At 33.9% G+C, this 24,491-nt stretch carries 19 protein-coding genes and 1 tRNA gene; 14 read left to right on the plus strand and 6 right to left on the minus strand.

What is annotated here, in order from left to right; translation table 11 throughout:
* Positions 1-3 precede the first annotated feature (3 nt).
* The 14 genes from RT99_RS05780 to RT99_RS05845 all read left to right on the plus strand — a co-directional run bounded on the left by RT99_RS05780 (position 4) and on the right by RT99_RS05845 (position 16,844).
* The gene (locus tag RT99_RS05780) at positions 4-351 is read left to right on the plus strand and encodes an FtsL-like putative cell division protein (protein WP_042563792.1); all 348 of its coding nucleotides are present in this window, start codon (positions 4-6) and stop codon (positions 349-351) included.
* Positions 342-2,354 (plus strand): penicillin-binding protein, encoded by a 2,013-nt coding sequence (locus tag RT99_RS05785; RefSeq protein ID WP_042563793.1) that lies wholly within the window; start codon positions 342-344, stop codon positions 2,352-2,354. The genes RT99_RS05780 and RT99_RS05785 overlap by 10 nt, the downstream gene beginning before the upstream one ends.
* Positions 2,351-3,814 (plus strand): UDP-N-acetylmuramoyl-L-alanyl-D-glutamate--2,6-diaminopimelate ligase, encoded by a 1,464-nt coding sequence (locus RT99_RS05790; protein WP_042563794.1) that lies wholly within the window; start codon positions 2,351-2,353, stop codon positions 3,812-3,814. The genes RT99_RS05785 and RT99_RS05790 overlap by 4 nt, the downstream gene beginning before the upstream one ends.
* An 81-nt stretch (positions 3,815-3,895) precedes the next feature.
* Positions 3,896-5,128 (plus strand): phospho-N-acetylmuramoyl-pentapeptide-transferase, encoded by a 1,233-nt coding sequence (gene mraY / locus RT99_RS05795; protein WP_042564049.1) that lies wholly within the window; start codon positions 3,896-3,898, stop codon positions 5,126-5,128.
* On the plus strand, positions 5,129-6,460 hold the full coding sequence (murD, locus tag RT99_RS05800; protein WP_042563795.1) for a UDP-N-acetylmuramoyl-L-alanine--D-glutamate ligase: 1,332 nt from the start codon (positions 5,129-5,131) through the stop codon (positions 6,458-6,460). It abuts the gene before it with no gap.
* An 81-nt stretch (positions 6,461-6,541) separates the two neighbouring features.
* A complete protein-coding gene (locus RT99_RS05805; protein ID WP_042563796.1) occupies positions 6,542-7,873 on the plus strand; it encodes an FtsW/RodA/SpoVE family cell cycle protein in 1,332 nt (443 codons plus the stop codon).
* A 43-nt stretch (positions 7,874-7,916) separates the two neighbouring features.
* Entirely contained in the window at positions 7,917-9,002 is a 1,086-nt protein-coding gene (murG, locus tag RT99_RS05810; protein WP_042563797.1) for an undecaprenyldiphospho-muramoylpentapeptide beta-N-acetylglucosaminyltransferase, read from the plus strand.
* A gap of 155 nt (positions 9,003-9,157) precedes the next feature.
* Positions 9,158-10,507: a UDP-N-acetylmuramate--L-alanine ligase gene (murC, locus tag RT99_RS05815; RefSeq protein WP_042563798.1), complete on the plus strand. Its 1,350-nt coding sequence runs from the start codon at positions 9,158-9,160 to the stop codon at positions 10,505-10,507.
* Entirely contained in the window at positions 10,494-11,216 is a 723-nt protein-coding gene (locus tag RT99_RS05820) for a cell division protein FtsQ/DivIB (RefSeq protein WP_042563799.1), read from the plus strand. The genes murC and RT99_RS05820 overlap by 14 nt, the downstream gene beginning before the upstream one ends.
* A gap of 6 nt (positions 11,217-11,222) precedes the next feature.
* Entirely contained in the window at positions 11,223-12,647 is a 1,425-nt protein-coding gene (gene ftsA / locus RT99_RS05825; RefSeq protein ID WP_042563800.1) for a cell division protein FtsA, read from the plus strand.
* Positions 12,648-12,732: 85 nt separating this feature from the next.
* Complete coding sequence (ftsZ, locus tag RT99_RS05830; protein ID WP_042563801.1) at positions 12,733-14,709, plus strand: cell division protein FtsZ; 1,977 nt, start codon at positions 12,733-12,735, stop codon at positions 14,707-14,709.
* A gap of 203 nt (positions 14,710-14,912) precedes the next feature.
* On the plus strand, positions 14,913-15,362 hold the full coding sequence (locus tag RT99_RS05835; protein ID WP_042563802.1) for a GatB/YqeY domain-containing protein: 450 nt from the start codon (positions 14,913-14,915) through the stop codon (positions 15,360-15,362).
* Positions 15,363-15,464: 102 nt separating this feature from the next.
* A tRNA-Arg gene (locus RT99_RS05840) sits at positions 15,465-15,538 on the plus strand.
* 94 nt (positions 15,539-15,632) lie between these two features.
* Complete coding sequence (locus RT99_RS05845; protein WP_042563803.1) at positions 15,633-16,844, plus strand: site-specific integrase; 1,212 nt, start codon at positions 15,633-15,635, stop codon at positions 16,842-16,844.
* Between the two features lie 14 nt (positions 16,845-16,858).
* On the opposite strand, the gene RT99_RS05850 is transcribed toward RT99_RS05845, so the two are convergent.
* The 6 genes from RT99_RS05850 to RT99_RS05875 form a co-directional block, all read right to left on the minus strand.
* The gene (locus RT99_RS05850) at positions 16,859-18,715 is read right to left on the minus strand and encodes a hypothetical protein (RefSeq protein ID WP_042563804.1); all 1,857 of its coding nucleotides are present in this window, start codon (positions 18,713-18,715) and stop codon (positions 16,859-16,861) included.
* Complete coding sequence (locus tag RT99_RS24610) at positions 18,716-19,222, minus strand: hypothetical protein (RefSeq protein ID WP_131494898.1); 507 nt, start codon at positions 19,220-19,222, stop codon at positions 18,716-18,718.
* 11 nt (positions 19,223-19,233) lie between these two features.
* Positions 19,234-20,349, minus strand: a complete 1,116-nt coding sequence (locus RT99_RS05860) for a hypothetical protein (protein WP_042563805.1) — start codon at positions 20,347-20,349, stop codon at positions 19,234-19,236.
* 101 nt (positions 20,350-20,450) lie between these two features.
* Complete coding sequence (locus tag RT99_RS05865) at positions 20,451-21,008, minus strand: DUF4468 domain-containing protein (RefSeq protein WP_042563806.1); 558 nt, start codon at positions 21,006-21,008, stop codon at positions 20,451-20,453.
* A 38-nt stretch (positions 21,009-21,046) separates the two neighbouring features.
* A complete protein-coding gene (locus RT99_RS05870) occupies positions 21,047-24,100 on the minus strand; it encodes a phage tail tape measure protein (RefSeq protein WP_042563807.1) in 3,054 nt (1,017 codons plus the stop codon).
* The gene (locus tag RT99_RS05875) at positions 24,100-24,477 is read right to left on the minus strand and encodes a hypothetical protein (protein WP_042563808.1); all 378 of its coding nucleotides are present in this window, start codon (positions 24,475-24,477) and stop codon (positions 24,100-24,102) included. The genes RT99_RS05870 and RT99_RS05875 overlap by 1 nt, the downstream gene beginning before the upstream one ends.
* Positions 24,478-24,491: the final 14 nt, after the last annotated feature.

Genomic DNA, 24,491 nt, shown 5'->3' on the forward strand with positions numbered 1-24,491 from the left:
AAAATGAAAGGCGGAGTATTTAGCATATTAAAAGCAAGATTTCTATTAAACGATGACGCGGTAAAAAACTGGCGGTTTATTGTTTTTCTCATTTTGCTTGCCATAATAATGATTGCCAATACGCAACGATACGAGCAAAAGGTTTTTGAAATTGCAAAACTGAATAATGAAGTAAAAGAATTACGATCAGAATTTGTAGACAGAAGATCAGAATTAATGAAGTTAAAAATGGAGTCGACGATATCGGATAAAATGCAGGAAAAGCAAATTTTTCCGTCAACGGTTCCTCCTGTAAAAATAGAAGTTAAAAAAGAAGAAGAAAAAAATTTCTTTAAAAGAATATGGCAGTAGACGATAAACATATATCCTACAGAATTTACCTCGTAGCAGTTTTCATCTTTTTGATGGCAATTGCTATTGTTGTTAAATTAACTAATATTCAATGGGTTGAAGGAGATTACTATAGAAAACTGGCAAAACAGCGTACCATTAAGAATTTTATAATTCCGGCCAATAAAGGAAATATCTATTCTGCAGACGGAAGTTTACTGGCAACATCTATACCTAATTATGAAATTAGATTTGATGCAAAAGCGCCAAAAACAGAAACTTTTGAAAAGTATGTAAAAGCGTTATCAGATTCATTAGCAACGGTTTTGGATAGACCGGGAGGTTATTATGAAAAAGAATTAAGAAAAGCCAGAGAAAATAAAAATCGCTACTATTTAATAGGACGCAATTTGAGTTATACCGAATATGTAAAAATAAAAGGATTTCCATTGTTTAATTTAGGTCCGTTTAAAGGCGGAATTATCATCGAGCAGGAAACAGTTAGAAAACATCCAATAGGAAAAATTGCTGAAAGAACCATTGGTTATGACCGAATTGATCCCGCGACAGGAGTAGAGGTAGGTAAAGGAATCGAATGGGCTTTTAAAAGTTACCTGAACGGAAAAGACGGTAAAATTTTAAAACAAAAAATTGCAAAAGGGCAGTGGAAACCAATTCGTGATTTAAATGAAGTTGATCCTATCGACGGTTACGATGTAATCTCGACAATAGATGTTTTTATTCAGGATATCGCGCACCACGCTTTGTTGAAACAATTGGAAGATTACGAAGCAGATCACGGTTGTGTAGTGGTTATGGAAACAGAAACCGGTCACGTAAAAGCAATTTCGAATTTAGGAAGAGCAGAAGACGGATCGTATTATGAAACCACAAATTACGCTGTTGCAGAATCTCATGAGCCTGGTTCGACTTTTAAATTAGTCGATCTAATGGCGATTTTAGAAGATAAAGTAGCAGATACAAGTACGGTTTATGATAGTCATGGCGGACAAGTAAAATATTATGGACGTCCTGTTAATGATTCGCACCATGGAGGTTATGGAAAAGTTTCATTAGCACGTGGTTTCGAACTTTCCTCAAATACCGTAATGGTTCAGGCAGTTTATGACAACTATAAAAGCAATCCATCCAAATTTGTGAATCACATTAAGAGTTATGGATTAGATAAACCGTTAGGATTGCATTTTAAAGGAGAAGGAAGACCTTATATACCAAAACCTGGAGACAAACATTGGTCGGGAATTTCACTTCCATGGATGGCTTTTGGATATGAAGTTTCAGTTACACCAATGCAAACACTTGCATTTTACAATTCAGTTGCCAATAATGGTGTAATGGTAAGGCCGCAATTTGTGTCAGAAATTAAAGAGTGGAATAAGACCATTAAAAAGTTTGATGTTGAAGTAATGAACCCAAGAGTTTGTTCACAGGAAACTATTAAAAAACTGAAAGCAGTATTAGAGAATGTTGTTAAAAAAGGAACAGGATCAAAATTGTATTCGAAAGATTTTTCGATGGCAGGAAAAACAGGAACAGCTCAGATGAATTATGGAGGGAAAGAAGGGAAATCAGCGTTGTATTACGCTTCTTCTTTCGTAGGATACTTCCCGGCAGATCATCCTAAATATTCTTGTATTGTAGTGGTTCACAAACCAAATACATCTAAGAATAATTATTATGGTGCCGATGTTGCAGGACCGGTTTTTAAAAGAATTGCCCAAAAGATATTTACAGATGCGCCATCAACCAATAAAATTAAAAAACTGGATTCAAGAGTTCCAAAACAGGATTCTAGTTATGATAAATATTATGTAGTTGAAGCCAATAAAAAATCAAATCGAATTCCGGATTTAAAAGGAATGCCCGGAATGGATGCTATTGCTTTACTTGAAAACTTAGGCTTGAAAGTAAAAGTAAACGGAGTAGGAAAAGTAAAAAAACAGTCGTTACAAGCTGGACAAAATATTAGTAAAAACACAACTATAGTATTAGAATTATCGTGAAAATACTGAAAGACATATTATATAAAGTAGCTATTGAGTCTGTAACTGGTTCGACAGAAATCGCTGTAAACAAAATTGATTTCGATTCAAGAAAAATTGAAGACAATGATGTTTTTATAGCCATTCGCGGATCACTTTCTGATGGTCATGATTATATCGAAAAAGCAATTCAATTAGGTGCAATTGCTATTATTTGCGATACTTTACCAGACAATCCTGCAAAAGGAATCACTTATATAAAAGTGAAAGATACCAATACGGCATTGGCTTTTATGGCGGCTAATTATTTTGGAAATCCTTCTGAAAAATTAAAATTAGTTGGTGTAACCGGTACAAACGGAAAAACAACAATTGCGTCATTATTGTTTCAGTTGTTTCAAAAAGCAGGTTTTAAAGTAGGTTTATTATCAACCGTAAAAATCATGGTTGATGAAACAGAATATAATGCAACACATACAACTCCGGATTCTATCACCATTAATCATTATTTAAATGAGATGATTGAAGCTGGTGTAACGCACTGTTTTATGGAAGTGAGTTCACACGGAATTCACCAAAAACGTACAGAAGCCTTGCATTTTGTTGGAGGGATTTTTACTAATCTTTCGCACGATCATTTAGATTATCATCCAACTTTTGCAGAATACAGAGATGTAAAAAAATCATTTTTTGATTCATTGCCAAAAACGGCTTTCGCTTTATCCAATATAGATGATAAAAACGGACCCGTAATGCTTCAAAATACGGTTGCAAGAAAAAGAACTTACGCTCTAAAAACTTATGCTGATTTTAAAGCTCAAATTTTAGAAAGCCAATTGTCAGGTTTATTGTTGAAAGTAAATGATAACGAAGTTTGGGTAAAACTTATCGGAACTTTTAATGCTTATAATGTTCTGGCAATTTACGGAACTGCGGTAGAATTAGGAATGGACAGTTTAGAAGCTTTGCGTTTATTGTCTGATTTAGAAAGCGTTTCAGGACGTTTTCAGTATATCATTTCAGAAGGAAATATTACAGCAATTGTAGATTATGCGCATACGCCTGATGCCTTAGACAATGTTTTAAAAACGATTGCCGACATCCGAACTAAAAATGAACAATTGATTACGGTTGTAGGATGCGGTGGAAACAGGGATAAAACAAAAAGACCAATTATGGCTAAAATTGCTACAGATTTAAGCGATAAAGCCATTTTAACATCTGATAATCCAAGAAATGAAGATCCTGAAGTGATTCTGGATGAAATGGAAAAAGGTGTTGAACCACAGAATTATAAAAAAATGCTGAGAATTACAGACAGAAAGCAAGCTATTAAAACGGCCTGTCAATTGGCTCAGCCTAATGATATTATATTAATTGCCGGAAAAGGACATGAGACTTATCAGGAAATAAATGGAGTTCGTCATCATTTTGACGATATGGAAACTATAAAAGAAATATTAGATCAGCTAAATAAATAATAATCAGTTTTTAAATCCGAAAATGCCACAGAATAGAATTGGAATTTGGAGTTTCAAAATTGGAGTTTAAAACAAAAATATATGCTATACTATTTATTTGAATATTTGAGAAAAACATTAGACATGCCGGGAGCAGGGGTTTTTCAGTACATTACTTTTAGATCAGCGTTGGCATTTATGCTTTCGTTGCTTCTATCAACAATTTACGGAAAAAGGGTTATCAATTTTTTGCGTAAGCAGCAAGTTGGTGAAACAGTTCGTGAGCTTGGTCTTGCTGGTCAAAATGAAAAAGCAGGAACACCAACAATGGGGGGCTTGATTATCATTTTTGCCACTATTGTACCAGTTTTATTGTTTGCTCGTTTGCAAAATATTTACATCGTATTGCTTATTGTAACTACACTTTGGATGGGAACAATTGGTTTTGTGGATGATTATATTAAAATATTCAAAAAAGATAAACAAGGGCTTAAAGGAATTTTTAAAGTTATTGGGCAAGTTGGGTTAGGACTTATTGTAGGTACGGTTTTGTATTTCAATCCAGCTGTTACCGTAAGAACCGATACTGGAAGAACCGATTTATTGAAAGCAAATACGACTACAACTCTGGTTGTACCAGCACCTGTTGAAGAAAAATCAACTGCAACAACAATTCCATTCGTAAAAAATAATGAATTTGATTATGCAGAAGTTTTATCGTTTTTAGGAGATGGATATGAAAAATGGGCATGGTTGATTTTTATTCCCGTAGTAATTTTTATCATCACAGCAGTTTCTAACGGAGCTAACTTAACAGATGGAATTGACGGACTCGCCGCAGGAACCTCGGCAATATCCGTCCTCGCACTCGGAATATTTACGTTTGTTTCAGGAAATATTATTTTTTCGAATTACCTCAATATAATGTACATACCCAATTCGGGAGAAATGACGGTTTTTATATCTGCCTTTGTGGGAGCTTTGATTGGGTTTCTCTGGTATAATTCCTATCCCGCCTCTGTTTTTATGGGCGATACAGGAAGTTTGACAATTGGAGGAATCATTGCAGTTTTGGCAATTGCAGTTCGTAAAGAAATATTGATTGTATTGTTCTGCGGAATTTTCCTTGCGGAAAGTGCTTCAGTAATTATTCAGGTGGCATATTTTAAATATACAAAGAAACGTTTTGGCGAAGGCCGAAGAATTTTTCTGATGTCGCCATTACATCATCATTATCAGAAAAAGGGCTATCATGAAAGTAAAATTGTAACCCGATTCTGGATTGTTGCCATCATGTTAGCCATATTATCAATTGTTACCCTAAAATTAAGATAGATGAGACTAGTTGTTTTAGGCGGAGGAGAAAGTGGCGTTGGAACGGCTATTCTCGGAAAGAAAAAAGGATACGATGTTTTTGTTTCTGATTTTGGAAAGATAAAAGAAAGCTATAAAGAAGTTCTTATAATTAATGGGATTGCCTGGGAAGAAGAACAGCACACAGAAGACCTGATTTTGAATGCCGATGTCGTCATGAAAAGTCCGGGAATTCCAGAGAAATCTCCCATAGTAAAAAAGCTTGTCGCAGCGGGGATTAAAGTGATTTCGGAAATTGAATTTGCTAAACCGTTTACAGAAGCTCTTACAATTGGAATTACAGGAAGTAATGGTAAAACTACCACAACAATGTTAACGCATCACTTATTGAAATCGGCAGGTTTGAATGTAGGGTTGGGAGGAAACATAGGAAAAAGTTTTGCCTGGCAGGTAGCCGAAAATAAATATGATGCATACGTTCTTGAATTAAGTAGTTTTCAGCTTGACGGAATAATAGAATACAGACCTGATATTGCAATAATTACAAATATAAGCCCGGATCATTTAGACCGATATGAATATAAGTATCAAAATTATATCGATTCGAAGTTTCGAATAACAATGAACCAGACCGAAAGCGATTATTTGATTTACGATGCAGATGATGAAGCAAGTACAGAATGGTTAAAAAACAACAAAACAAAAGCAAAATTAATTCCTTTTTCACTAACAAAAAATTTTGACGAAGGAGCTTCTATAAATAACAACAAAATGGAAATAAAGATCAACCAAGAAGAGTTTACAATGGAAACAGAATACATTGCGTTAGAAGGAAAACATAATATGAAAAATGCAATGGCAGCAAGCTCTGTAGCAAAATTGATGCAAATTAGAAATGCAACAATTCGCGAAAGTTTATCAAATTTTCAAGGTGTTGAACACCGTTTAGAAAAAGTATTAAAAATTCAGAATGTACAATACATCAACGATTCAAAAGCAACAAATGTAAACGCTACTTTCTTTGCTTTAGACAGCATGAATGTGCCAACAGTTTGGATTGTGGGTGGTGTTGATAAAGGAAACGATTACAACGAATTGATGTCATTAGTTCGCGAAAAAGTAAAAGCAATTATTTGTTTAGGAGTTGATAATCATAAAATTATTAATGCTTTTGGAGCTGTTGTTGACATTATGGTTGAAGTAAACAACATGAACGATGCAGTAAAAACAGCACAAAGATTAACAGAAAAAGGTGATGCTGTTTTATTATCTCCGGCTTGCGCAAGTTTCGATTTATTCGAAAACTACGAAGACAGAGGAAAACAGTTTAAACAAGCAGTTCACAACCTGTAAAAGAAAAATAGTTTCAGGTTTCAAGTTTCACGTTAGGCGAAACTTGAAACCTGAAACAAAAGAAACCTGAAACTAAAAGCAATGAAGGAGTTAGTTAACAAATTAAAAGGAGATAGAGTAATATGGTCATTCGTGGCTTTATTAGCGCTGTTTTCGTTTATGCCTGTTTTTAGTGCGAGTAGTAATTTGGCTTATATCGGTCACGGAACAGGAAATACGTTGGGCTATTTGGTAAAACACTTGGCGCACATTTGTATTGGTTTCATGATTATTTATTGGGTGCATAAAGTTCCGTATCATTATTTTAGGGCGATTTCAAAAATTGCTTTGCCTGTAGTATGGATTTTATTGCTTTATACATTGCTAAAAGGAACCGTAATCGCAGGAGCAAATGCAAGTCGTTGGATTCAGGTTCCTTTTATCGGAATTACGTTTCAGACTTCAACTTTGGCCTCTATAGTTTTATTCATATATGTAGCGAGATATTTATCAAAAACCAAAGAGGAAAATGAGCCGTTTCAAACCTCATTTGTACAGCTTTGGATTCCGGTTTTTATTACGCTTGTGCTTATTTTACCAGCTAACTTTTCGACAACAGCGTTGATTTTTTCAATGGTTATGATGTTGACTTTTATTGGTAAGTATCCATTAAAATATATCGGTTTTATTATCGGTTCAGGAATTGCAATGCTGGCTTTCTTTTTATTAGTTGCCAAAGCATTTCCGGAATCAAGATTCTTTAGCAGGGTAGCGACCTGGGAAAGTCGTATTACGAACTTTACTACAGATAAACCTGATGAAGATGATTATCAAATTGAAAAAGCAAAAATCGCCATTGCATCAGGAAGATTAGGAGGTTTAGGACCCGGAAAAAGTGTTCAGAAAAACTTTTTGCCACAATCTTCTTCCGATTTTATTTATGCAATTGTTGTGGAAGAATATGGTTTAGTTGGTGGTGTTTCGATTTTGCTTTTGTATTTATTGCTTTTGTTCCGATTTGTAATTGCATCGCATAAAGCCAACACATTATTTGGGAAATTAGTCGTCGTTGGGCTCGGTTTCCCGATGATATTTCAGGCCATGATTAATATGGCTGTTGCAGTAGAATTATTGCCTGTAACAGGGCAAACGCTTCCGCTGATAAGTAGTGGAGGTAGTTCGATCTGGATGACATGTTTTGCTCTCGGAATCATCATTAGCGTAACTAAAAAGGATGAGGAAATCGTAGAAGAGCAACAGGAAAAGGAAAGAAGAAAAGAAGCGCTTCAAAGATTGATTGATAAAGAATTGGCAGAAGAAGACTTGCCGGTTGATGAGAGAGAAGAAATTAAGGGAGAAATCTACGAAGGAGAACCAATGTATTCCATCGAAGATAATTCAAGAAATCCGATGAATGCAGTTTTAAATAAATAAAAGAAAAAGAGAATAGCTTTTAGAGCTTATAACTTTTAAAGATATGACAAAGTATAAATTCATACTAAGTGGTGGCGGAACTGGCGGACATATTTATCCGGCAATTGCTATTGCAAATGAGTTAAAATTACAATTTCCTGATGCAGAATTTCTTTTTGTTGGTGCCAAAGATAAAATGGAAATGCAAAAAGTGCCTCAGGCTGGTTATGAAATTAAAGGCCTTTGGATTGCCGGTTTGCAAAGAAAGCTGACGTTACAAAATATGATGTTTCCACTGAAATTGGCAACAAGTTTGTTAGAGTCAAGAAGAATCATTAGGCAATTTAAACCTAATGTAGTAATAGGGACCGGAGGTTTTGCAAGCGGACCATTATTGCAAGCGGCAGGAGGCGCAGGGATTCCGACAGTAATTCAGGAGCAAAATTCATTTCCGGGAATTACAAATAAATTACTAAGCAAAAAAGCCAATGCTATTTGCGTCGCATACGAAAATTTAGAGCGATTTTTTCCAAAAGAAAAAATTGTTTTGACAGGAAATCCGGTTCGTCAGGATTTAATCGATATTGACAGCAAAAGAGACGAAGCAATTGCTTTTTATGGTTTAGATTCGAACAAAAAGACATTGTTGGTTTTAGGCGGAAGCTTAGGAGCCAGAAGAGTTAATCAGTTAATTGAAAAAGAATTACAAAATATACTTTCACAAGATGTTCAGATTATCTGGCAATGCGGAAAATTATATTTTGAAGATTATAAAAAATACAATCAACAAAACGTAAGAGTAGTTGATTTTATTGAAAGAATGGATTTTGTTTACGCTGCTGCAGATGTAATTATTTCACGCGCAGGAGCATCATCAGTTTCGGAATTATGCATTGTAGGGAAACCAGTAATTTTTATTCCATCACCAAACGTTGCTGAAGATCATCAAACCAAAAATGCGCAGGCAATTGTAGATGCGAAAGGAGCGGTTTTATTAAAGGAATCAGAATTGGAAAGTCAGTTTAGTATTGTTTTTGAAGCTTTATTAAAAGATAAAGGAAAACAAAGTCAATTAAGTGAAAATATTAAAAAACTGGCCAGACCGAATGCTGTAAAAGTTATAGTAGAGGAAATTAAAAAGTTGTTATAATGTAACTTTTTAAGATAATTATAGAACAGAATAAAAAAATTAGAACGCTATTTTTAGGCGTTTTGAGTTATTAAAATAAGAAAATTACAAAGGCTTAACTACTAGTTTTTTATACAATAAAGCAACCTGTAAATAGCTCAAAATTAGAAATTAAAATGAATTTAAATCAAATACAAAACGTTTATTTTATTGGTATTGGAGGCATCGGAATGAGTGCGCTGGCCCGTTATTTCAAATATATTGGAAAACAGGTTTCGGGCTACGACAAAACGCCATCAATGCTAACAAGTGAATTAATTGAAAGTGGTATTGATATTCATTTTGAAGATAATATCAGTTTGATTCCAAGTGATTATTTTGTAGAGAATACTTTGGTAATTTTTACGCCTGCCGTGCCTAAAACACATTCTGAATGGAATTATTTCATAGAAAGAAATTACGAAATTAAAAAGCGTGCAGAAGTTTTGGGACTTATAACCAAAGATACTTTCAGTTTTGCCGTTGCAGGAACACATGGAAAAACAACAACGTCAAGTATTTTAGGACATATTTTATACGAAAGTGGCGCAGATGTAACAGCTTTTGTGGGCGGAATTGTAGAGAATTACAACTCTAATTTAATTGGAAGCGGAAAAACCGTAACAGTTGTAGAAGCAGATGAATTTGACCGTTCGTTTTTGCATTTACACCCAAATATTGCCTGTATAACATCAATGGATGCAGATCATTTGGATATTTATGGAACAAGTGATGCAATTGAAGCTTCGTTTGTAGAATTTGCTAATAAAGTTGAAAATAAAAACAATTTGTTTATAACCAAAGAATTGCCTCTTGAAGGAGTGCAATGTGCTATAAATGAAGATGCTATATATAAGGCGTTTAATGTTAGAATAGAAGACGGAAGTTATGTTTTTGATGTGCAGACGCCATCAGAAATTATGAAAGATTTACGTTTTGGATTGCCTGGAAAACACAATTTAATGAATGCTTTGATGGCTATTGCAATGGCAAAAACCTTCGGGACTGCTACAGATTCGATTGCAAAAGCATTGGCTTCCTTTAACGGAATAAGAAGACGTTTTTCATATCAGATTAAATCTGACAAATTAGTTTATATAGATGATTATGCACATCATCCAACAGAAATAAATGCTGTACATCAAGCAGTTAGGGAATTGTATCCAAATCGTAAAGTTTTGGCCATTTTTCAGCCGCATTTGTTTAGCAGAACAAGAGATTTTGCTGACGGATTTGCCGAAAGTTTATCTCTATTTGACGAAGTGTTCTTGATGGATATTTATCCGGCACGCGAATTACCGATGGAAGGGATTACATCTGATTGGCTGTTAGGAAAAATGACAAATTCGAACAAAAAAATTGTTGCAAAAAGTGATTTATTAGCGCAAATCAAAGCCAGTGATGCGCCAATAATTGTGACAATAGGAGCTGGTGATATTGGAGAGATGGTTCCGTCAATTAAAAAAATGCTAAATGAAAATATTTAATTGGACAAATATTCGATTAGTACTCATTTTTGGGCTTGTACTTTTTTTATATTCGTTTGCCCAACATCGAAATGGAGATAGAAAATTGAAGAAATGCACGGTTGTTTTTGTAGGAGAAAACACTCTGTTCATAAAGCCTGAAGCGGTTAATAAATTGTTAATAGAAAATAAAAAAGACGCTTCCACTATCCGAAAAGATGAAGTAGATTTGAATAAGATAGAAAAAACCCTTGATACGCAAGACATGATTGAAAAGTCGGATGTTTTTGTAAGTATTGATGGAGTTCTAAAAGCGATAGTAAAACAGAAGACACCAATAGCGAGAGTTTATGATGGTGATAACTCTTTTTATATTGACTATGAGGGAAATAAAATGCCTTTATCAGACAATTTTACGGCGCGTGTTCCTCTCGTTTCAGGGGCAATAAATAAAAAAAATAACGAAGATTTAGCTACCTTATTTCGCACAATTTATGACGATGCGTTTTTGAAAAAAAACATCATTGCAATTCAAATTATGCCTAATGGTAGCCTAAAAATGTTTAATAGAAATTATAATTACTTCATCGATTTTGGCAGAACGATGAATGTTGACAAGAAATTTAATAACTATAAAGCCTTTTTTCAAAAAGCAGTTTTAGATAGTTCGTTATATAAATACAATAAGATTGACCTGAGATTTACGGAACAAGTAGTTTGCACAAAATAATAGAAAATGGAAAAAGATAATATTGCAGTAGGTCTAGATATTGGAACAACCAAAATAGTTGCCATGATAGGCAAGAAGAACGAGTATGGTAAATTGGAAATTTTGGGTATTGGTAAATCCAAAAGTTTGGGTGTTGCGAGAGGTGTTGTAAACAACATTACGCAAACTATTCAATCGATTCAACAAGCTATTTTAGAAGCAGAAAATAATTCAGGATATAAAATTAAGGATGTTGTTGTAGGCATTGCCGGACAGCACATCAGAAGTATACAGCATACAGATTACATCAGCCGTAGTAATCCGGAAGAAGTAATTGGCGAAAATGATATTCAGCTTTTAATTGATCAGGTTAATAAACTTGCGATGTTACCGGGAGAAGAAATTATTCACGTTTTGCCTCAGGAATTTAAAATCGACGGACAATCTGAAATTAAAGAACCAATCGGAATGTATGGCGGAAGATTAGAGTCTAGTTTTCACGTAGTAGTTGGACAAGCGTCTTCTATTAGAAATGTTGGAAGATGTATTCAGAGTTCAGGAATTGAGTTGTCCGGATTAACATTAGAACCATTAGCTTCTGCAGATGCAGTTTTAAGTCAGGAAGAAAAAGAAGCTGGTGTAGCCCTTATCGATATCGGTGGCGGAACAACAGATTTGGCTATTTTTAAAGATGGTATTATTCGTCATACTGCTGTAATTCCTTTTGGAGGAAATGTAATTACAGAAGATATTAAAGAAGGCTGTTCGATTATCGAAAAACAAGCAGAGCTTTTAAAAATAAAATTCGGATCAGCATGGCCGGGGGAAAATAAAGACAACGAAATTGTTTCTATTCCAGGTTTAAGAGGCAGAGAACCAAAAGAAATTTCGCTAAAAAACTTATCTAAAATTATCCATGCGCGTGTGGTGGAAATCGTAGAACAGGTTTTTGCAGAAATAAAAGCTTACGGACACGAAGATCCTCGTAAAAAACTAATTGCAGGAATTGTGCTTACAGGTGGTGGAGCTCAATTAAAACATATCAAACAATTAGTGGAGTACATTACAGGAATGGACACTAGAATTGGATATCCAAACGAGCATTTAGCAGGAAATTCAAGCGAAGAAATTTCAAGTCCATTATTTGCAACTGCAGTTGGTTTAGTAATGAACAGTATCGAAAATAGCACACAAAGCGCTGTTAGAATGGAACTTGTAAATGAACAGCCAAAAGTAGTATACAGAAACGTTCCGCCTCAGGCACAACAACCTATTCAGCCGCGATACGAAGTTGAAGAAAACTACGTTGAAAGAGTAGAAGCTTTTGAACCACCAAGAGAAGTTAGAAGTAACGTGGCTACAAAAGATGAGTCTACAGAAACAAAAATAAGAAGATCATTTTTTGATCGTTATGTCGATAAAATCAAAGATTTTTTAGACAACGCAGAATAATAATAAAGTAAAACGAAAAGGATTACTTTTTGCCCCAAGTCAAGAAGTAAAAAATGTATTTAATAAGAATTTCAAAACCAAAAAGATGATGAGCAACTCAGAATTTGGAAGTATTTCATTTGATTTACCGAAAAACCAATCAAATGTAATCAAAGTAATAGGTGTCGGTGGAGGCGGAAGTAACGCAATCAACCACATGTTCAAGCAAGGTATTAAAGGGGTAGATTTTATCGTTTGTAATACAGACTCACAAGCACTTCAAAATAGCGCTGTACCAAATAAAATTCAGTTAGGTATGAACTTAACAGAGGGTCTTGGAGCAGGAGCAAACCCTGATGTAGGACAGCAATCTGCTATTGAAAGTATCGCTGATATCGAAAAAATGTTAGACCGTGGTACTAAGATGGTATTTATTACCGCTGGTATGGGTGGTGGTACCGGTACAGGTGCTGCTCCGGTAATTGCACAATTGGCAAAAGAAAGAGAAATTTTGACCGTTGGTATCGTAACAATCCCATTTCAGTTTGAAGGTAAAGTTCGTCAGGAACAAGCGCTTTTAGGAATCGAAAAATTACGTAAACAAGTTGATTCGTTAATCGTAATCAATAATAATAAATTAAGAGAAGTATATGGAAATCTTGGTTTTAAAGCAGGATTCTCTAAAGCGGATGAAGTTTTGGCAACAGCCTCAAGAGGTATTGCTGAAGTAATTACACATCACTATACTCAAAATATCGATTTACGTGACGCAAGAACTGTTTTAGCAAACAGCGGAACTGCGATCATGGGATCTTCTGTTGCCGAAGGTGAAAACAGAGCAAAAGATGCTATTATTTCAGCATTGGATTCTCCGTTATTAAACGACAACAAAATTACAGGAGCCAAAAACGTATTGTTGCTTATCGTTTCTGGATCTGATGAAATTACGCTTGACGAAATTGGAGAAATCAACGATCATATCCAGGCAGAAGCAGGTTACAACGCAAATATCATCATGGGAGTTGGTGAAGACGAAACTCTTGGTGAGGCTATTGCCGTAACTATTATTGCTACTGGTTTTGATGTTGAACAACAAAATGAAATTGTAAATACAGAACCTAAGAAAATCATTCATACGTTGGAAGATGAACAAAGAAGTGTTCATAATTTAACGAATAAAGCACTTACATCTTTCGATTTAAGCAGTAGTACACCAACTGCAAAATCAGAAGAAAAAATTGTTTTTGATTTGATGGAAGATACGGTTGTTGCTCCCGTGATTCAGACTCCTCCGGTTGCTGTTGCTCCAGTAATCAATCAGGAAGAATTAGTAGTAATGTCAGAGTTTATTAAAAACCTTGATGTAACTTTTGAAATCGTTTCGCCAATTACAGATATCGATTTTACTATTTCTACTCCGCAAGCGCAAACTTTTCAGGAAGTAAAACCTGTTCAAAGGGTATTTGAAAAGGAAGAACAAACAACGTTCTCTTTTGATTTACCTCTTTTTAGAGCAGAGCCGGAAGTAAAGAAAGAACCGGTTGTTGAAGATACTAGAATTTTGTTTGAATTAACAAACGAAACACGTAATATTAAGGTAAATGATCCTGTTTCATTTGTTCCGGTAACTGAAGTTGCTGAAAACGGAATCATCAAATATTCTTTAGAAGAATATATGGAGGTTGAAAATGATTTAATCACATCTAAACCAGTTGAAAAAGTGGTAGAAGATGTAGTTCCTGAGGAATTGAATATCACTTTGAAACCAAAAGTTGATTTTGCACAGGAAACTGCTTTTACAACAACAGATCATGCGTCTCCGATGGAATTAACAATCGAAGAAACATTACGTTTAAGAGCAGAAGAAAGAAGAAAGAAACTAAAAGAATTTAATTATAAATTCCATAACAATGTTTCTAGAATTGATGAACTAGAAAAAGAGCCTGCTTACAAAAGATTAGGTATTGATCTTTCAAATAATCAATCTAATACAACTAATTCGAGAATCTCTGTTGGTACAGATAGTAATAACGATTTACAATTACGTTCAAACAATTCATTTTTGCACGATAACGTAGATTAATATTACATTCATAATAATAGGATAACCCGAAAATTGGATTTAATTTTCGGGTTATTTTTTTTATCTTCGCACAGAATTTAAAAATTTGACTTCTATGCTTAACCTTTAAAGTTAATTTTGTTGTCAATTCGAGTGGAGGTTGATAGCAACTTTCAGAAAAATTAATCAATTTATAAGCTTTGCTTATTCAAATAAAAACAAAAATGAGTTTACAAACATTAATCATGGACGAGATTAAAACCGCCATGAGAGCAAAAGATACAGTAGCTTTAGAAGCTTTAAGAGCTATTAAATCAGAAATGTTATTAGCTGCAACAGCTTCTGGCTCTAAAGAAGAATTGACAGAAGACGAAGAAGTAAAATTACTTCAAAGACTAGTTAAAACACGTAAAGAAAGCGCAAGAATTTTTACAGAACAAAACCGCCCTGATTTGGCTGAGCCAGAATTAGCTCAGGTTGCGGTAATTGAGAAATTCTTACCAGCTCAATTAAGTGAAGAAGAAGTAGAAGCTGTAATTGCAAAAATTATTGCTGAAACAGGAGCTTCTGGAATTGCTTCAATGGGTAAAGTAATGGGATTGGCATCTGCTCAATTGGGTGGAACTGCTGAAGGAAAAACCATTTCTGCAATTGTGAAGAAACTTTTGGTTTAAATTCCAATAAAAAAATCCAAATTCCAAAATTGGAAAACCCAAAATAGAAATTCCAAATTTAAATTGGAATTTGGAATTTAAAAATTGAATTTTAAATATATTGACCGCGTAGTTCAACTGGATAGAATATCAGATTTCGGCTCTGAGGGTTGGGGGTTCGAACCCCTCCGCGGTCACAAACTCAATTTTCATATGGCGTGAACATTACACAAATGGCGTGTAATGTTCACGCCATTAGCCGTTTACGGGTAATCCTAAAAATGCTTACGTATGTTATTATATTCAGAAAACACTCCACACTTCCCAATAAACTTCCCAATGAATTTTAGTGGGAAGTTAACAGCGAAAATTGTAATCAAAGATGATTACGTTCGCACAAACGGAACTTGCGCTTTATATCTTCAAATTTTTTTAGATGGAGAAAAGAAAAAAATTCCTTTAAACATTTCTGTAAAGCCTGTTGATTATGATAAAATAAAGCAACGTGTTAAAAGCAAAGAGATATTCTGGAAAGATTATAATTTACTGATCGAAAAATCTTTAGCGGACTTAAATAGGATTGAAATTAGTTATAGACTTGGTAGTGAAGTTCTAACGATGGAAAAACTATTGCATGAGTTTCAAAATCCTACCTCCAGAATTGATTTTATTTCTTTTTGGGAAAAAGAAATGGAAAACCAGAAATTAATTAGAGATCCTGCAACAGTCAAACAGCAAATGAGTTCACTTCGAAAAGTAAAAAATTATAAAAAATCAATTTTATTTAATGAAATAACAAAATCTTTTTATGAAAAAATGATTTTTCATTTTGCGAAAGTTGAAAAAAACTCACCGCACACAGTTCAAACCCTTGGTAAAAATTTCAAGAAATACCTTCATATTGCAAATGAGTTAGGTATTAAAACGCCTTTACGATACCAAGATATCAAAACACCACGAAGCCAATCGAATCGAACTTTTTTAATGCCGGAGGAAATTTATAAACTAAATGAATTTTACAAATCTAATTTTATAAATGAAACCTATAAAAATATTCTATCGAGGTTTTTATTTGCATGTTTTACCGGTTTACGAATTTCTGATATTAAGAGGATTTCAATTGACAATATAGTCGGTGATATATTAATTTTCGTGGCAAACAAAGGAGAAAAATTACAACGTATTCCATTAAGTGAGTCAGCTTTAAAATTTATTGGAAAAGAAAGACTTTTTGAGAAAGATTATTCTGAAAAGCACATAAACGAAGAACTGAAAGCAATTGCCAGAATTGTAGGTATCAAGAAAAAAATAACTTTCCACGTTGCGAGACATTCCTTTGCTACAAACTTTCTTTTGTGTAATGGTCGGGTAGAAGTTTTACAGAAACTTCTTGGACATTCGGATATCAAAGAAACTATGATTTATGTGCATATTGTTGATAGTATAACCGATCGACAAATTCATAATATGGACGATATTCTAATAGAAAAGCCTCTTAATTAAGAGGCTTTTCTACTTTAAAAGGTTATGCTAAATAAATTAAACTTGATTTTAAAATTTTCCTGCTGCGTTTCGGTACTTTCCATTGTTGAAATAAAATATTCCTGATGATCAATAAAAATTCTTTTTAGTTTTAGAATCTTATTTTTTTCCGTTTCTGTAAATGCACCTGAAAGCTCGACTGCTGAACTATTTAAAAGAAACTTTAATTGAAGTCGCCAAAACATTTGATAGATTCCCTTTGCTCCGGTCATCTTTAGAGTTTGACCAATATAGTTTTCTGAAATAAAGGGCTTATTTGTTGGATCGTAAATCATTAAACCGCTACCGCTTTTTGATTCTAAAGCGTCGGACAAATCAGCTGAAGATGTAACCGGTACATATTTAAAATTTGATCCTAAAGTTTGGGAAAAATCAGAGGATTGCGTATTGAAATCTTCAACGCCTTCGGTAGTAATCCAAAGTGCTGTATCTTCTTCATTTTCATATTTCAATAAAAATGCGTTGTACGGAGTTGGATCGTAAGAAGACATATTTAAAGATTTTTTTATCTCATAAGTAGCAGAATTTGCAATTGTATCTTCATTAAAATTTAAAGCTAATGTTTGAGAAAAATCATCCGGGATAATTTCTAAATTAAATAATTTTTGCATTTCATTTAAATATTTTCCAAATGTCCAATCTGGTAAAAATCGTCCAAGTTGTATTGTTGGATGCATTTGGTGATATTTATTGTCATTATTTAATGTAGATAAACTGTAAACAGGCATAACATTTTGCTGAGTTGAATATCCAAAAACAAGTTGATGCGTTAACTCTTCACCAGTAACTTCGAATTCAACAATACCTTCGAAAACTTTGTCAGGTGAATTAGATGGATATACGTAAGAAAATATTAAACTTCCTGCAAACATTATGTTGAAAGTTACGCCGTACGGATTTTCTGGAAATGTTTTTTCTTCAAATCGATATTTTATGTAATATGTACCAGGTGTAAAAATTTCGTAAAAAAAATTAGTACTCCAGAAAAAGTGATTACCCGCATCGAACTTTGCTAATGGAGGGAAGACTTGTTTAAAATAATCAGTAAGAGTTAAATTATTTCTAGTAGATAAAAAAAGTAATCTTTTTATAAAATCATTTTCACAAACAGAACCTATTGCCTTAAAACCAATGCTTTCTAAAGCGTAATATAAAGGCGATAATAAAAAAACTTGAGGGCTTACCACATTTTTATTTTTTACGATCATATCATTATCTATAAGCTCGTATGTATTTAAAATTAATCCGTTTTGGTCGTATTCATTTATCTTGTTTTTAAAATAATACCATTCATCGTCCGATTCTAGTCCTACACCAAATTTGTTAAACCAGTTCATTGTGGGAAATTGCCATTTTACTTCGGGAAATATTTTATTTAAAAATGATAACGGATATGTTTGCCAATAATTTGAACCTTCGACAATTCCGCTTGTTTCTTCAGCATATGGAACCGGATTTTCTTCATCAGGAATAACTGAAACTATTGGCATAAAATCAGCAATTTTTTTGTTCATTATTGATAAAATAACGGACGAATATTTCAGGTTGCATTTACGAAAATTGGTCAAATAAGTTAATACTTGTAATTCTCCATAATATTTCAAACCTCCATCGAATACAGTTACCTGTATTATTTTCTTTTTTTTAACTGACGCAAGATCGCGAGTACCTAAAGCATTGTTCGTTTTTGTATTTTCAATAATTAGAAACGGATAGCTCGTTGCAGATACCTTAAAATCACGTGAAAAAGCATTGTTTTCTGTTTTTATAGACAACGTTTCTTTTACAAAATCTAATTCGATATCGTTAGCAATTATTTTTATTAAACTCATTTATTCTAGTTTTACAAGGTAAAGGACAACAACGAATGGCTGCATGATATTATGTGGTTCTCCACCGCCTGTTGAGGAGGTAGAAATAGTAGTGCCGCTACTAACAGCATCTTCTGCACCGTTAATTGATCCTCCAGAACCGCTATTTACCTTTATATCGTGACTGTGAGCAGGCATTTCTGCAATTGTTAATTTATGTTTTTCGAAACCACCTCGCGTACCAATGATTGGGTATGCATCGCTTTGCCCTATCGGTACACGCCCACCAAAGGGTAAACGCCCGCCTAAACCATTAAGTTTAGCCCATCCGGCTCTCTTACCTTTTCCTATACCAGTTTCATCATAATCTGTAATTAATTCCTCTTGTGTGCAAATAACCATTTTCACATCACCTGGTATATATATATTTTGAATTAAATGAGTTAAAAGGGTTCTCATCTCTAAAGCTGTATTCTTTTCTCCGGTACCTAAACCTTCTATCATTGTAACAAATCCGTCAAAGTCCATTTTTTTTATTTTTAAGTTAACCAATCATTAGGTAAAAAATCATTATCATCCCAATCAGGAGCAATCACATCATAATAATTACTGACTTTGCCATTTTTCACAAAAGAAAATGTAAGATCCTGAGCGTACAAATGCTTTTTATCTCGATATTCCAGAATTTTTTTAGTTGTGGTCTGAATTTTTCGCCAATCATTATTGACCTTGAAAAGGACTTCATGTGAAGTTGTAATTTGATTTACAATTGCCCTTTCGTCTTGCAATAATGATCCTGTATTAATTGTGTATGCGGCTTCCTCATTTATCTCATAAATTACACTTGATCCGTCAGCTTCTTGATAATCATCAATTTTTAACGAATCCTGTATTTCAAGTTCGCCATCGAAGTAGGCTGGAATATAGTATCCGAAATTGTTTTTAAAATATATTTCTTTTACTTTAAAATCAGGAAAACGAATTAACCGGTACATTTTAGTTACACTTTTTAAACCACAAACAATATTAAGTTCAAAGTATAGTGTGTCTTTAATTAGAACAACAGGAGTCAAATCAAATGAGTATATGAATACTTTTTTACCTGTAAAAACTTCGGTTGTTTGTGTGTTTATAATATTTCCAAAATTGTCTTTTAATTCAACAGTTGCAGTCTCAGCTTCTGCTTTAACATAAAAAGGAAAGATAATTTTCCCGTTATCCGGAACACGAACTACAGGAGGTGTAAGACCTAAAATTTGAACTTTAGTAGTATCATCAAAATGAATAGGATTTACATTGTACATAAAGTAAAAAACAGGCAAATCGACGGAAGCAACGACTGAATCAGTAGCAAGGGATTTTTCTTCGATGGTAATTTTAATTTTCTTTTTTAGGTGCGTTTGTTCAGTTAAACCATTTTCCACATAAATATTCAAAACTGTTTCAAAATAAGCGTTGTAAAGTTTCACCAGATCTTTTGAAGCTGTATAACTATCTTTTCGGGACCAGCCCTGTTCATCAAAAAGAACATCATCAACATAAATTAAAGCTCTGAAATAAAAACCACTGCCATTTGTTGATGTGATGACCACCTCAGTATTATTAGCGTCTAGAAGAACCCGATTTAAAGCCGGAGCTTTAGCAATTGATATCATAATTTCATTATTATAACACGAAATTAAAAGAGTTGGATTGCTAATAATAGGACATAAAAAAACCTCTCAGATTTGAGAGGTTTTAGTCTATAATTTTGTGTTTACCATTTGTCTTCTGCAACGGTACTTTTTAGATAATTTGACATAACAATTATAAAGCTATTAAAGTAATTCTCTAACTCTGCTTTTGCTTCTGGCTTTTTCAGTTCATCCTTCATGTTATAAATATAATAACCCGAAAATGCCCCTTCGCCTTTAAATTTAAGCTTAAACTTTCCAGATTTGTCATACATGTCTATTTCTGTGACTTCAAATTTTACTCTATTATCTTTAAAACTTAAATCATAATTATAATCAGTTGATATCGGAATTTTTGCAAATGAATTTTTAATTGTAATAAAATCAGTTGCATGGGTATTAATACTTATAAACTCATTTTCAACCTTTCCTGTAATTACTTTTTCAGGATTTTTATAATTTTTGTTTATGAATCTTAATGCATTTTCATAAAGATCCTTCGCGGTTTTTCCCTCTACATCAATTACAACATATTTCTTTGTTAGTTCTTCTGAATTTTTAAATCCTTCTGGTGTAACAATTAGTTTCTGGCCATATCCTAAGAAACAGAAAAACAACAATAATAATACAGTTTTATTCATAAATTATATTTTAGGTGTAGAACAAACCTACAAAAAAATTAACTAACAATTCCGTTTTGATCAGAAGCTGCACGTTCGTCAAGTAAATCCTGAACTTTCTTTGCGTCATCATAACCAAAATTCAAATTGGGAGCCACGGGATTTTCTAAACGGTTTAATACAGCTCGCAATAAAAGAATCATATCATCATTATTTTCGGCAATAACATTATCAGGAATAGTATTTGGCGAAGTTGCACCTCCATCGGCAAATTTTTTGACTTTTTTGCCTGTCCTTTCCTGTTCTATCCATGCAATAGTATTGGCATATCTTGGATTTTGCGTCATTGCTTTTGGAATAACATATTCCTGATCGTGAACAATACCTGTCATCGGTCCAAATTCGTCATAACCCAAATGCGCACTACTTCCTGTAAAACCACCATAAAAGAATTTTGGTTTTTTTGGAGCTTTTTGCTTTTGAATATTTTTAATTTGCGCACCTGTTTGTATCACAGAAGCTGCAGTTAATACACCTTTCAGAATTGCATCATAAGGTTGTGGTAGTGCAGCCGGAGCTTGCCAAATAGATAAAATTGCTTGCGCTCCAGAAATATTAGCCTGGACAATTGCCAACTCTTTACTTTGACCGAACATTTCTCCCAATGCACCGGCCAATGTATTTAATGCACCAAGAGAAGTTTGTATTTGTTGGTTTTGTCGTTCGTTGTCAAGGTCTTTTTGATAATTAGCAGCTGCATTTTTAAACCTGTAATATTCGTCTTCGGTTATTTTTTTACTATCGTATAGCTTTTTATAATCGTCTAATTGCGTTTGATAGTCCTGCGCTTGTTTAAGTTTATCATACTCATATTTGTTGTCGGCTTCTGCCAATGCCAATTCATTATCATATTTGAGCTGTTCGGCTTTTAAAACTTTTTGCTCTTCTTCATATTGCTTTTTAAGTGCATCGGTTGAACTTTGAAAACTTAGTTCTAAATTTTGACGTTGAGTTTCGTAATTATAATCAATAGCAAGTTTTAAAAGTGCAAACTCTTCAGCTGATTTTGCATCTGCCTGAGCTTTTTCGACATTAGCCAAACGTTCTTCCGCTAAAACCGTAAGTTGCTTGTCTTTAATCAAGTCCAAACGTCTGGTTTCCTCGGCTATAATTTCAGGTGTAAGTTCTTTTGTAGAATCTATTTTACTTCTGTTGCTTACAATAAAGAAATTCAATTCCGCTTTTGCCAGATCGGCTTTTGCTTTTGCTAATGCTAAAATCCTGTCTAATTCTTCTTTGGCAGCCTTTTCTTCTTCAGCACGTTTTTTTTCTAAGGCTTTTTTTCGGGCGTCAGCTTCTTTTTGACGTGCTGCATCACGCAAAGCCTTTTGTTTTGCGAGAGCTTCTTTTAATAAACGTTCTTCTTCTGCTAATTCTTCTGGGGTTTTTGTACGTCGTTTATCATCGTCAGTCGTTTTGATAACTATTTCTTTAGACTTTAATGATTCTAACTTTTTTTGAAGTTTATCAACGTCGATTCCCATTGCTTCTAATAGTGGAGCTATATTTGAGACGATTCCCATTATAGCATCTAGGATACTATTTTTTATTTTTGCGAAGAAATTGCTGATCGTTTTACCCAGATTTACTAAGTAATCACCAACCAACTTAAAAGCTCCTTTAAAATCTCCGGTTATAATAGCTTTGATAACATCAAAAACGAATTTGAAATAATCAAAGAAAACTTTAAGAGCTGTACCGATGATCGTAAATGCATTAACTACCGTGAATTTTAAATAAGTCCATGCATTAACCAATACAAATGCAACCAAATCAATTAGTGGTTGAATATCTCCCTTTAATTCTGCGATATAGATTAAAATTTCTGCAAGTGCATCTGTAGCTTTCGCCTTAACAACGTCCCACATACCGCCAAAACCAACAATTTCGAAAAGTTGCGCCTGAGCTTTATTCAGTTTTTCATTTGCAGCCAATAATTCTAATTGTGCTTTTGTTCCTGCAGACATTTCTGTTTGAACAGTTTTTCCGATTGCTTCTAATATCTTCAAAGCACCACCGGCATCTTCACCCGCACCTTTGAAAATATCTGCAGTTAATTGCGCTTGCTGTTGTTGCGAAAGTTGAGTTTTTTTCGATTCTGCAGCAATTTCTTCTAATGCTTCTTTAGTTGTGGTTTTACCCGCAGTAACCCTTGATAAAATATCGTCTGTAAAAGTTGCGCCAAATGCATTTACAAGGGCGTCTCTACTCGCTTGGGTTTGTTCTTTTAATGATAAATCAGCTTCTTTTAAGGCATCCGGCAATTTGTCTGAGTATATACCCAAATCAAAGCCTTTGTTTATGATATCAATAAATTCGGATGCAGAATAACCTGCTTTTGCAAAGAATTCATCGTATTCACCAATACTGTCCAAAAACTCTTCGTTTTGCGCACCACCATTTGCCAGACCTTTTGCAATAATTTCATTTGCCTGAGACATTGAAATACCATAGGATTTTGAAAGGGAATTCGCTTTGGATGCGATATCTGAAAACTCTTTATCAAAAGTTTGTGCAGTTGCCATAATCTCAGATCTCACATTTGAAAGTGATTCTGCAGAAACCCCAAAGGCACGCAGTACATCATTTGATTTTTCAAGTTCTTTATTAAAATCAAATACATATTTTGTACTGATAGCAATAGCAGATAGTGCAGCAATGAATGCACCTAAAGGAGTCGAAATAAATGCAATAGAAGTTTTTACCAGCATGGTCAATTCTGAGCGAAGCCCCAAAAATCCTTCCTTTGCACTTTCTAAATCACCCGATAACAAACCATCTTTAAATTTTTTAAAACTTCCGGCACTGTCATCCAAAGCTTTTGAGATGGATTTTAATTCATCTTTAAATTCGCCTTGTACATCTGTTAATTCATCAAGCGTTTTTCCTAAACGTTTCAAATCATCATTATAAGTATCTGAATTTTTATTTAGATTGTTTATTTCATTTTTGGTCTGGCTGATTGCTCTGGTAATTCCGGCAAGGGAATTAACAACTTCTTTATCATTAATGTATATGGATAATTCTCTAGGGATTTCTTTTCTTTTAGCCATTATTTTTTGAATTGGATTAAAGCGGTTACCTGATCAATTCTAAGCTCCGAAATTTCATCAGCAAGGTTTTCTAAAATGTTTGCGGAGTCGATGGCTTTAGTAAAAATATCTGTAGCTTTTAGCCGTTGATTTACTCCGTTTGATTTTTTGCCTTCAAAACCATAATGTTGCATAAAAATGTAGTAAGGAGCTGACATTGTGATACGCTGTAATCTTTGGTTTTTAAAACGGCTACCGGCACCACCCATTCGTAAGGCCTGCCCTGTTCGGGATTCTGTAGTGTGTGAAATTCCTTCTTTGACCGCTGTACGAAGTTTTTTTACAGCTTGTGAAGTGATTTCCTTTTCTCTTTGTGCAATATCGATAGTTCCTGCCATAGCTTATTTTTTAG

Origin of the sequence: Flavobacterium sp. MEB061 (genome assembly GCF_000834715.1) — a bacterium.
Classification (GTDB): domain Bacteria; phylum Bacteroidota; class Bacteroidia; order Flavobacteriales; family Flavobacteriaceae; genus Flavobacterium; species Flavobacterium pectinovorum.

Excerpts from the sequence above, each read along its gene's own strand:
- RT99_RS05780 (WP_042563792.1), top strand. The coding sequence starts at position 4 with ATGAAAGGCGGAGTATTTAGCATATTAAAAGCAAGATTTCTATTAAAC.
- RT99_RS05785 (WP_042563793.1), top strand. The coding sequence starts at position 342 with ATGGCAGTAGACGATAAACATATATCCTACAGAATTTACCTCGTAGCA.
- mraY (WP_042564049.1), top strand. The coding sequence starts at position 3,896 with ATGCTATACTATTTATTTGAATATTTGAGAAAAACATTAGACATGCCG.
- murD (WP_042563795.1), top strand. The coding sequence starts at position 5,129 with ATGAGACTAGTTGTTTTAGGCGGAGGAGAAAGTGGCGTTGGAACGGCT.
- RT99_RS05805 (WP_042563796.1), top strand. The coding sequence starts at position 6,542 with ATGAAGGAGTTAGTTAACAAATTAAAAGGAGATAGAGTAATATGGTCA.
- murG (WP_042563797.1), top strand. The coding sequence starts at position 7,917 with ATGACAAAGTATAAATTCATACTAAGTGGTGGCGGAACTGGCGGACAT.
- murC (WP_042563798.1), top strand. The coding sequence starts at position 9,158 with ATGAATTTAAATCAAATACAAAACGTTTATTTTATTGGTATTGGAGGC.
- RT99_RS05820 (WP_042563799.1), top strand. The coding sequence starts at position 10,494 with ATGAAAATATTTAATTGGACAAATATTCGATTAGTACTCATTTTTGGG.
- ftsA (WP_042563800.1), top strand. The coding sequence starts at position 11,223 with ATGGAAAAAGATAATATTGCAGTAGGTCTAGATATTGGAACAACCAAA.
- ftsZ (WP_042563801.1), top strand. The coding sequence starts at position 12,733 with ATGATGAGCAACTCAGAATTTGGAAGTATTTCATTTGATTTACCGAAA.
- RT99_RS05835 (WP_042563802.1), top strand. The coding sequence starts at position 14,913 with ATGAGTTTACAAACATTAATCATGGACGAGATTAAAACCGCCATGAGA.
- RT99_RS05845 (WP_042563803.1), top strand. The coding sequence starts at position 15,633 with ATGTTATTATATTCAGAAAACACTCCACACTTCCCAATAAACTTCCCA.
- RT99_RS05850 (WP_042563804.1), bottom strand. The coding sequence starts at position 18,715 with ATGAGTTTAATAAAAATAATTGCTAACGATATCGAATTAGATTTTGTA.
- RT99_RS24610 (WP_131494898.1), bottom strand. The coding sequence starts at position 19,222 with ATGGACTTTGACGGATTTGTTACAATGATAGAAGGTTTAGGTACCGGA.
- RT99_RS05860 (WP_042563805.1), bottom strand. The coding sequence starts at position 20,349 with ATGATATCAATTGCTAAAGCTCCGGCTTTAAATCGGGTTCTTCTAGAC.
- RT99_RS05865 (WP_042563806.1), bottom strand. The coding sequence starts at position 21,008 with ATGAATAAAACTGTATTATTATTGTTGTTTTTCTGTTTCTTAGGATAT.
- RT99_RS05870 (WP_042563807.1), bottom strand. The coding sequence starts at position 24,100 with ATGGCTAAAAGAAAAGAAATCCCTAGAGAATTATCCATATACATTAAT.
- RT99_RS05875 (WP_042563808.1), bottom strand. The coding sequence starts at position 24,477 with ATGGCAGGAACTATCGATATTGCACAAAGAGAAAAGGAAATCACTTCA.